This window comes from Streptomyces sp. NPDC029216 (genome assembly GCF_040648015.1).
GTDB lineage: Bacteria > Actinomycetota > Actinomycetes > Streptomycetales > Streptomycetaceae > Streptomyces.
In genome coordinates, this window is sequence record NZ_JBEZWL010000207.1 from 1 (window position 1) to 9472 (window position 9472).

The 9472-nt window shown below is 72.8% G+C and carries 7 protein-coding genes, 1 pseudogene and 1 riboswitch; of the genes and pseudogenes, 1 reads left to right on the top strand and 7 read right to left on the bottom strand.

From position 1 onward, the window contains the following. Nucleotides 1-158: pseudogene (locus tag AB0F18_RS36565) on the bottom strand (peptidase); the annotation flags it as partial. Nucleotides 159-162: 4 nt separating this feature from the next. Beyond that, nucleotides 163-353, bottom strand: a riboswitch (cyclic di-AMP (ydaO/yuaA leader). A 355-nt stretch (nt 354-708) separates the two neighbouring features. On the opposite strand from AB0F18_RS36565, the gene AB0F18_RS36570 reads away from it, so the two are divergent. After that, on the top strand, nt 709-1482 hold the full coding sequence (locus tag AB0F18_RS36570; RefSeq protein ID WP_362069023.1) for a tyrosine-protein phosphatase: 774 nt from the start codon (nt 709-711) through the stop codon (nt 1480-1482). Between the two features lie 37 nt (nt 1483-1519). Here the strand turns inward: AB0F18_RS36570 and AB0F18_RS36575 are convergent, their stop codons facing one another. The 6 genes from AB0F18_RS36575 to hpnE all read right to left on the bottom strand — a co-directional run bounded on the left by AB0F18_RS36575 (nt 1520) and on the right by hpnE (nt 9334). Continuing rightward, nucleotides 1520-2929 (bottom strand): aspartate aminotransferase family protein, encoded by a 1410-nt coding sequence (locus AB0F18_RS36575; RefSeq protein WP_362069005.1) that lies wholly within the window; start codon nt 2927-2929, stop codon nt 1520-1522. Then, nucleotides 2926-3957: an adenosyl-hopene transferase HpnH gene (hpnH, locus tag AB0F18_RS36580; protein ID WP_362069008.1), complete on the bottom strand. Its 1032-nt coding sequence runs from the start codon at nt 3955-3957 to the stop codon at nt 2926-2928. The genes AB0F18_RS36575 and hpnH overlap by 4 nt, the downstream gene beginning before the upstream one ends. A gap of 5 nt (nt 3958-3962) precedes the next feature. Continuing rightward, entirely contained in the window at nt 3963-4604 is a 642-nt protein-coding gene (locus tag AB0F18_RS36585) for a 1-hydroxy-2-methyl-2-butenyl 4-diphosphate reductase (RefSeq protein WP_362069011.1), read from the bottom strand. Next, on the bottom strand, nt 4604-6661 hold the full coding sequence (gene shc / locus AB0F18_RS36590) for a squalene--hopene cyclase (protein WP_362069014.1): 2058 nt from the start codon (nt 6659-6661) through the stop codon (nt 4604-4606). The genes AB0F18_RS36585 and shc overlap by 1 nt, the downstream gene beginning before the upstream one ends. 115 nt (nt 6662-6776) lie before the next feature. Further along, nucleotides 6777-7943 (bottom strand): polyprenyl synthetase family protein, encoded by a 1167-nt coding sequence (locus AB0F18_RS36595; RefSeq protein ID WP_362069017.1) that lies wholly within the window; start codon nt 7941-7943, stop codon nt 6777-6779. After that, nucleotides 7940-9334 (bottom strand): hydroxysqualene dehydroxylase HpnE, encoded by a 1395-nt coding sequence (hpnE, locus tag AB0F18_RS36600; RefSeq protein ID WP_362069020.1) that lies wholly within the window; start codon nt 9332-9334, stop codon nt 7940-7942. The genes AB0F18_RS36595 and hpnE overlap by 4 nt, the downstream gene beginning before the upstream one ends. Between the last annotated feature and the right edge of the window lie 138 nt (nt 9335-9472).

Consider the following 9472-nt stretch of genomic DNA (forward strand, 5'->3'; position numbering starts at 1 on the left):
GGCGCGGCGGCCGGGGTCACGGCGGCCGGAGCGGCGGCGTGGGCGCCGGCGGCTCCCATGAGCGGCAGCGCGAGCGCCGCGCCACCGGTGCCGGCGTAGGCGAGCCCGCGGGATATGGAACGGGACTTCGGGCGGCGGTGCTTACCCTTTCCGGGCATGGCGAATTCCTCTCCGGTGCCTGCGAGGTGAGCTGTCGGGTTCGGACTGGAGATGTCCGGCCGTATCCGCGGGTCCGCGTGGATACGGATCAACGGGTACGGCTTCACCCCGAGCCGGGCCGGCATCGATCCGGCGGCGGCGGTTTATCTGGTTCCCCCGCTCCTGCCGCGCGCGTGGTTGGTCGGGTGCGGTTCCCGGGCGGCGGCAGGATTAGGCGGTCCACCCGGATCGCTCGCGAAGGTAATCCAGCGGGACCTCGGGCAACAAGCCGTGAATTCCCTGACGGAATAGCAGGTATGAGGGATCAACGCAATTCCGGTCACCCTGCGTCCATTCCGGGGCGACAACGGCCCGCCTGGCAAGGGAATTCGACTTTCGCGATCAGGCACGCACGGTCACCGTATGATCTGGCTCACGGAGTTCGGCCTGATCTCCCGTCCACCTATGGCAAGTTGGTTCCAACCAGGCTAATTCGGACACACGCCATCGCACGGAGGAGCACACGTGACCCAGCAGATACCGCAGGACCTTCCGGCACACCCCGACCCCATGCCCGAGATGACCGGAGTGCGCAATTTCCGTGACGTGGGCGGGCTGCCGACCGCGGACGGACGAAGGGTCAGGCCGGGACGACTGTTCCGAAGCGGACATCTGGCACATGCCACCGAAACCGATGCAGAGTTCCTCGCCTCCCTCGGCCTGCACACCGTCTTCGACTTCCGCAACGGCGCCGACCAGGCCCTGGAGGGACCGGACGTCGAACTCCCGGGCGTGCGCAACGTGAACATCCCCCTCTCCGACCCGGCCGACGGCGGGGAATTCTGGAGGATGGTCCGCGAAGGGGGCCTCGACCAGCTCCGCGGCCTCCTCGGCGACGGCAGGGCCGCCGTCCGCATGGCGGAGTCGTACCGCGAGATGATCCGCGTCCGCACCGCCGAGCACGGCCGGGTGGTGCACGCGCTCGCCGAGGACAGCGTGCCGGCGCTCATGCACTGCGCGGCCGGCAAGGACCGGGCGGGACTGTCGATCGCGGTCACCCTGCTCGCGCTCGGGGTCGACCGCGACGCGATCGTGGCGGACTACCTGGAGTCGAACGCCCCGCACAACCGCTACCGGATGCGGCGCGAAGGCGCCACCCCCGACACCCACTCCCCCGAGGTGATGGAGCTGCTGGCGCCGCTGTTCGACGCCCGCGCCGAGTACCTCACCGCCGCGTACGAGACCATCGACGGGCACTGGGGCGGGGTGGAGCGCTACCTCTCCGAGGGCCTGGGGCTCACCCCGGCGACGCTGGAGCGGCTGCGGGACCGGCTGCTGGACTGAGCCCTGCGGGGCCCCGGCGGACCGGGGCCCCGTACCGCTAGCGGTTGCCGACGGCCTGCTTGACCAGGGTCCGGCCGAAGTCCCACATCAGCGAGCCGCCGCCGTGCGCCTCGTCCATGACCTCCCGGAAGGCGCCGACGAACCGGTCCACGTCCGCCTCGTCCACGATCAGCGGCGGGATGAGCTTGATGACCTCCAGGTGGTCCCCGGAGACCTGGGTGAGGATCCGGTGCCGGTTCAGCAGCGGGGCCACGACCATCTGCGCGAACAGCCCCTTGCGGGCCGCCTGGAGCATCGTCCAGCGGCTGCGCAGGCCCAGCGAGGACGGCCGTCCGAACTCGATGCCGATCATCAGCCCGCGGCCCCGCACCTCGTGCAGCATCTCGTACTCGTCCACCAGCGCGGCCAGCCGCCCGCGCAGCAGATCGCCCGTGGCCCGGGCCCGGGCCACGATCTGCTCGTCCTCCATGACGTGGAGCACCGCGAGCCCGGCCGCCATCGCCTGGGCGTTGGAGCCGAAGCTCGCGGAGTGCACCAGGACCCGGTCCATGGACGAGTAGACCTTCTGGAAGATCCAGTCCTTGCCCAGGGTCGCCCCGACGGGCACGTACCCGCCGGACAGGGCCTTGGCCACGCACACCAGGTCCGGTTCCACGCCCGGTTCGTTCTGGTACGCGTAGAAATCCCCGGTCCGGCCGAGGCCGGTCTGCACCTCGTCGGCGATCAGGAGCGCCTTGTGCCGGTGCAGGAGCTCCTGGGCCGCGCGCAGGAACCCCGGCGGGGCGGCGTGCACCCCCTTGCCCTGGATCGGCTCGACCACGAACGCCGCCACGTCGCCCCGGCGCAGCTCGCGCTCCAGGGCCTCCAGGTCACCGAGCGCGATCCGGGTGTCGGGCAGCAGCGGGGCGAAGCCGTCGCGGAAGCCGCTCTCCCCGTTGACCGACAGCGAGCCCGTGGTGAGTCCGTGGAAGGCGTGGTCGCAGTAGAGGATCCTGGGCCGGCCGGTGGCGTAGCGGGCGAACTTCAGGGCCGTCTCGACCGCCTCGGTGCCGCTGTTGCCGAAGAAGACCCGGTCCAGGTGGGGGCTGTGGGCGAGCAGCTTCTCGGCCAGCAGGCCGGGCAGCGGCTGGCAGTCGAAGCGGGTCAGGTCGGCGAGCTGGGCGTCGAGGACGTCGTGCAGGGCCCGGCGCACCACCGGATGGTGGCGGCCGAGGCCCATCACCCCGAACCCGGCGAGCATGTCGAGGTAGTCATTGCCCTCGGCGTCCCAGAAGTGGGCACCTTCGGCGCGCACGTAGACCTTGTCGAAGCCGATGGTGCGCAGCATGCGGGGCAGCTGATGGTTGAGGTGGCGGGCGTGCAGCTCGTAGCGTTCGCCGCCGCGCTCGGCCAGCAGCGCGGCGAGGTCGAAGCCCCCGCCGGCCGCCCCTGACTGCGGCGCCGTCATGCCGACGCGTCCCGGTTCCCGGCGATCGTCTCGCGGGCGGCGCGCAGGGACTCCTTGAGGGAGCCCATGGTGGCGAGGACGGCGGTGGGCTCGTAGCCGCAGTGCGCCATGCAGTTGGCGCAGCGCGGGTCCTTTCCGCGGCCGTACTTGCTCCAGTCGGTGTCGTTCACCAGTTCCCGGTAGGTGGGCACGTATCCGTCGCTCATCAGGTAGCAGGGGCGCTGCCAGCCGAAGAGGGAGTAATTCGGAATGGCCCAGGCGGTGCAGGGGAAATCGGCCTTGCCTTCCAGGAAGTCCAGGAAGAGCGGGGAGTGGTTGAGCCGCCAGCGGCGCCGGTTGCCGCCCGCGAAGGCCTTCTTGAAGAGTTCCCGGGTCTGTTCGACGCCCAGGAAGTGTTCCTGGTCGGGGGCCTTTTCATAGGCATAGGCGGGGGAGATCATCATCTCGTCGACCTGGAGGTCGTCATTGAGGTAGTTCAGCACCTCGATGACGGTCTGCGGGGTGTCGGTGTTGAAGAAGGTGGAGTTGGTGGTCACCCGGAATCCGCGCCGCTTGGCCTCCTTGATGGCGGCGACGGCCTCGTCGAAGACGCCCTCCTTGGCCACGGATTCGTCGTGGCGTTCGCGCAGTCCGTCGATGTGCACGGCGAATGCGAAGTAGGGGGACGGGGTGAACTTCTCGATCTTCTTGCGGAGCAGCAGGGCGTTGGTGCAGAGGAAGACGTACTTCCGCCGGGCCACCAGCTGCCGCACGATCTCGTCGATCTGGGGGTGCATCAGGGGCTCGCCGCCCGCGATGGACACCATGGGCGCGCCGGATTCGAGGACGGCGCCGACCGCCTGGGCGACGGGCATGCGCTGCTTGAGCACCCCGGCCGGGTGCTGGATCTTCCCGCACCCCTCGCAGGCCAGGTTGCAGGCGTAGAGCGGCTCCAGCTCGACGATCAGCGGGAACTTCTCGCGCTTGCGGAGCTTCTGTTCGAGAAGATAGGTCCCGACCCTGATGGACTGTCGCAACGGCATGGCCATCTGGTTCACCTCCTGGGAAGCAGCAACGAACGGTGCCAGTCATGGAAAGCGGGCAGTACGGCACGTAGTACACGGAAGGCAGATATTCCACCGCGGACCGTGCCGATACGGACGAGCTCGTGCTCCGGAGCGTCCACGATCACCCGGACGGCCGCAACCGGGCGGCCCGCCCCGGCAGCGGTCCACAGGGTGGCCGCGGACTCCATGTCGACCGCGATGGCGCCGGTGGCGCGCAGCTGGGCGCGCTCCTGGCCGCGGACGACGTGGTCGGAGCCGGTCAGTGCGCCGGTGTGCACGGTCCGCCCGGGGGCGGCGCGGGCCAGTGCCTCGGCGAGCAGGGCGGTTCCGGTGCAGCCGACCGCCCCGCGGGGGTCGCGGGTCTCCTCGGCGAGGACGAGGTCGCCGGGGTTCATGCCGGGGACCAGGCCGGCGCAGAAGCCGGTGGCGAGGACGGCGGCCCGCTCCATCCCGGGCCGTCCCAGGGCCCGGGCCACGGCCCGGTCGGCGGCGCGCGGCCCCATGCCGGTCCGCAGCACCGTGCCCCCGCCGTCGGCGGCGCGGCCCGCCCCGCTGAGGGCCGCCCGCTCGATGCGCAGGGCGCAGGCGATCAGCAGCGGCGGCTCGGGCGGGGCCGCCCGGGCGGACATCAGGCCTCCTCGGCTGGGACCGAGACCGGCGCGGGGACCCCGTCGGTGTGCCGCACGGCGGCCGGGCCGAAGGGCTCCCCGTACAGGTAGCGGCCCAGGGCGGTGAGCGGGAACACCTGGCGGTAGAGGTGGTAGTTGATGGAGAAGTCCCAGGGGAATCCGGTGCCGGTGAACTGCGGCTCGTCCCAGGTGCCGTCGGCGCGCTGGGTCTCCACCAGGTAGGCGAGCCCCCGCCGGACGGCGGCGCCGTCCCGCTCCCCCGCCGCGAGCAGGGCCAGCAGCGCCCATGCGGTCTGGGAGGCGGTGGAGGCGCCCTTCCCGGCCCAGGAGCGGTCCCGGTAGGAGCGCTGGTCCTCGCCCCAGCCGCCGTCCCCGTTCTGTACGGACTCCAGCCAGCCGACGGCCCGCCGGACGGCGGGGTGGCGGGGGGAGATCCCGGCCGTGGTGAGGGCGGGGACCACCGAGCCCGTCCCGTACACGTAGTTGGTGCCCCAGCGGCCGAACCAGCTGCCGTCCGCCTCCTGTTCGGCGAGCAGCCAGGCGATCCCGCGACGGGTGCGCGGGTCGGCGGCCTTGCCCTCGGCGGCGAGCATCTCCACGACGTGGGCGGTGACATCGGCCGAGGGCGGGTCGATGACCTCCCCGAAGTCGCAGAAGGGCAGCCGGTTGGGGAAGGGGCTGGTGTTGTCGGCGTCGAAGGCGGCCCAGGCGCCGTCCTTCGACTGCATGCCGAGGGTCCAGGAGGTGCCGCGGGCGATCGCGGCCTCGACCTTCGCCGGTTCGGGGTGGCGGATGCGGCGCAGGGCGAGGACGACCTCGGCGGTGTCGTCGATGTCGGGGTAGGTGTCGTTGTGGAACTCGAAGGCCCAGCCGCCGGGCTCCAGTCCGGGGCGGCGCACGGCCCAGTCGCCGCTGCGCCGGATCTCCTCGCCGAGCATCCAGTCGGCGGCCTTCACCAGCGCCGGGTGGTCTGGGCGGACGCCCGCGTCGGCCAGGGCGATGGCGGCGAGGCAGGTGTCCCAGACCGGGGACTGGCAGGCCTCGACCATGCGGGCGCCGTCCTCGCGCCACACGGCGAAGCGGTCGAGGGACTCCAGTCCGGCCCGCATCACCGGGTGCCCGAGGTCGTAGCCGAGCAGGTGCAGGGCGATGACGGAGTACACGGCGGGCGGCTGGATCCCGCCCCAGCAGCCGTCGTTCTCCTGGCGTTCGACGATCCACCGGGCGGCGGCGGCCATGGCGGCCTTGCGCAGGCGGCGCGGGGCGACGCGCCGGTAGAGGTGCAGGACCTTGTCCATCCGCTGGAAGGCCCCGTCCCAACTGACCGCCGGAGCCATCGGCTTGGGCGGGTTGGGCTCGCGCGCGTCGGTGTGCAGCTCGTCCAGGGCGAAGGGGGCCGGGCGGACGGGCCGCAGCGCGGAGACGACGGTCAGCGGGACGATCGTCTGGCGGGCCCAGCAGCCGAAGTCGTAGATGTTCAGCGGCACCCAGGACGGCAGGAAGATCAGCTCGGGCGGGAGTTCGGGGAGGTGGTCCCAGTTCCACCAGCCGAAGAGGGCCAGCCAGATCCGGGTGAAGACCCGGGCTGCGGCGATCCCGCCGTGGTCGCGGATCCAGGCCGAGGCGCGGGCCATGTGCGGGGCGTCGGGCGCGTCCCCGGCCAGGCGCAGGGCCACGTACGCCTCGATGGTGGCGGAGAGTTCGGGCGGGCCGCCGTGGAAGGTGGCCCAGGTGCCGTCGGCCTGCTGCTCGCCGCGGATGAACAGGGCGGCGGCCCGGGTGGTCGCCTCGTCGCGGATGCCGAGGAACTGGCGCAGCAGCAGGTCCTCGGCGTCCATGGTGACGTTGGTCTGGAGGTCGCCCTTCCACCACCCGTCCGGGTCCTGCCGGTCCAGCAGTTCCCGCACGGCCCGGTCGGTGGCGTCCCGGACTCCCTTCAGCAGGCCGGTGTCCTCGCCGGACGGGCCGGCGGCCGCGCCGGCCGGGGCCGCCGCGGTGTCGTGTCGCGGATCCGCGCCGTCGGTGATCGCACCGCCGCCGTCGGTCGTCGCTGTCATGGCTTCCCCTTCGTACAGTGCTTCGGCTGTGCCCGGGTCTGCCGTCGGCCGGGGATGCCCTCAGGAGGGGTCCCCGGCCGGCGACTCGCGATTCATATCCACTTTCCGGCGAAGATCACCTCTTGCGCACGACGACGAAGTCGGCGAGGGCGACGAGCTGCTCCCGCACCCGCTGCGGCATGTCCACGTCGTCGAGCGCCTTCACGGCGATGGCGTGCTGGCGGCGCGCCTCGTCGGCGGTCCACTGGCGGCCGCCGGCGGCCTCGATGAGGGCGGCGCGGTGGGCGAACTCCTCCTCCGAGAAGTTCTCGAAGTCGTTGCTCTTGGCGTCGGCCGCGAGCAGCCTGGCGAGCTCCTCACATGCGGGTCCGCCGGCGGCGAGGGCCGCGACGACGGGCAGGGACTTCTTGCGCTGGCGCAGGTCGCTCCAGGTCTGCTTGCCGGTGGACTCGGGGTCGCCCCAGATGCCGAGGAGGTCGTCGACGGCCTGGAAGGCGAGGCCGAGGTGGTAGCCGTACTCCTCCAGCTTGTCGGCGGTGCGGTCGTCCGCGCCGCCGAGGACGGCGCCGATGGACACGGCGCACGCGAGCAGGGCTCCGGTCTTGTTCCCCTCCATCTCGAGGCATTCCTGAACGCTGACGCGCTCGCGGTGCTCGTAGGAGATGTCCTGCGCCTGGCCGTCGATGAGCTTGCGGCTGGCGGTGGTCAGCCGGTGGGTGGCGCGGGCGGCCTCGGCGGTGCCGAGCTCCAGCAGCACCTCGTTGGCGAGGGCGAAGAGGGCGTCGCCGACGAGGATGGCGAGCGCGGGGCCGTGGACCTTCCACACCGTGTCGCGGTGGCGGCGCTGTTCGTCGCCGTCCATCAGGTCGTCGTGCAGCAGCGAGAAGTTGTGGACGAGCTCGACGGCGACGGCGCCGGGGACGCCGACCTCGGCGGGGGCTCCGGCGGCCTCGGCGGAGAGCAGGGCGAGGGCGGGGCGCACGGCCTTGCCGCCGTCGCCGTCCGCCGGGTTGCCCTCGGCGTCGATCCAGCCGAAGTGGTAGGCGGCGACGGTGTCCATGGGCGCCGCGAGCCGGTCCACCGCCGCGCGGAGCACGGGGGTCGACAGCGTGCGGCCGCGTTCGAGGAGGGCGAGGGTGTCGGCCTTCTCCACTCCCCCTCCGGCCGTGCCCGCGCCGGCATCCGTGTTCTCGACAGCCGGGTTCCCCGGGTTCACTGGCTCTCCTCTGGTTCCTGTACGTGCTGTGCCGGTGGTGCTGGTGGTGCTCGTGGTGGTCGTCATACCGCCTCCTGCAGAGGATGTTCGCGGGGGCGGCCGAGAGCGGCGAGCGCGGCGTGTGCCGCGCCGAGGCCGCTGCGGACGGCGCTCTCCATGGTCGCGGGCCAGCCGGTGGCGGTCCACGCACCGGCGAGGTAGAGGCCCGGCGTGTCGGTCCGGGGGCCCGGGCGCAGCCGGCCGACGCCGGGGCCGGGGGCGAAGGTGGCGGTGCGCTCGCGGGTGACGAAGAAGTCCCGGACCTTCGCCCCCCGGGCGGCGGGCAGCAGCCGTTCCAGTTCGGGCAGGTACTTGGCGCGCAGCACGGAGACGGGCTCGTCGATGTCGTCCTGGGCCACGGACTGGGACAGGGCCAGGTACTGGCCGCCGTCGGTGAGTCCGGAGGAGTCGGTGCGGTCGAAGACCCACTGCACGGGGGTGCCGAGGGCGGCGAAGAAGGGCTGCCGGAGCACCTTGCGGTCGTACACGACGTGGACGTTGAGGATGGGCGCGGTGCCGATGTCGAGGAGCTTGTCGGGGTCGGCGAGCGCGCCGGCGGGCAGCAGGCCGTGGGCCTCGCGCTGCGGGACGGCGAGGACGACGGTGTCCGCGTCGAAGGACTCGCCGTCGGTGCCGACCCGCCAGGCGCCGTCCTCGGTACGGGAGACGGCGGTGACGCGGGTGCGCAGCTCGGTGCGGACGCCGGCGGAGTCGAGGGCCTTGCGGGCGAGGGTGTCGTGGAGTTCGCCGAGCGGGACGCGGGCCCAGCCGATGTCGGCGGCGCCGTTCTCGGAGAGCAGGCCGGTCTTGAAGACCATGGCGGCCAGGCCGAGCGAGGACTGCTGGGCGGTGGCGTTGAGGGTGGCGATGCCGACGAGGTCCCACAGGGCCTCGACGGTGCGCGGGGACTGGCCGTAGCGGGCGAGCCAGGTGGCGAAGTCGAGGCCGTCGAGGGCGGGGTCGGCGGGGTCGAGGCGGCGCAGCGCGAGGGCGGCGCGGCCGACGGAGGCCCGTTCGGCGAGGGAGAGGTGCGGGTAGCGGGCCAGCGAGGCGGCGAGGTGCAGGGGCACGGGCAGGGCGCTGCGGCGCAGCCGGCCCAGGCGGGGTCCGGCGGGGTGGGCCACGTCGAGGACGGGGACGTCGAGGCGGTCCTGGAGCGGGGCGAGGTGGGCGCCGTCGACACGGTCGAGGAACCAGCGGTAGGCGGTGCAGCAGCGCAGGTAGACGTGCTGGCCGTTGTCGACGGTCAGGTCGCCGCGCTTGAAGGAGAAGGCGAGGCCGCCGAGGCGGGGGCGTCCTTCGAGGAGGGTGACCCGCAGTCCGGCGTCGGCGAGTTCGAGCGCGGCGGTGACTCCGGCGAGCCCGCCGCCGATGACGACGGCGCGGCCGTCGCCGCCGCCGGTTCCGCTGCCGCTCATGAGGCCTCCCGGGTGGTACGCCGGCCCGCCGGGCCGGGATGTGCTGCGGTACGGGCGGACCCCGCCCGGAGGGACGCACCCGCGGGCCCGCGGGTTGCCCGGCCGGGGCGCACCGCCACGGGGGCGGGGGCCGACGGG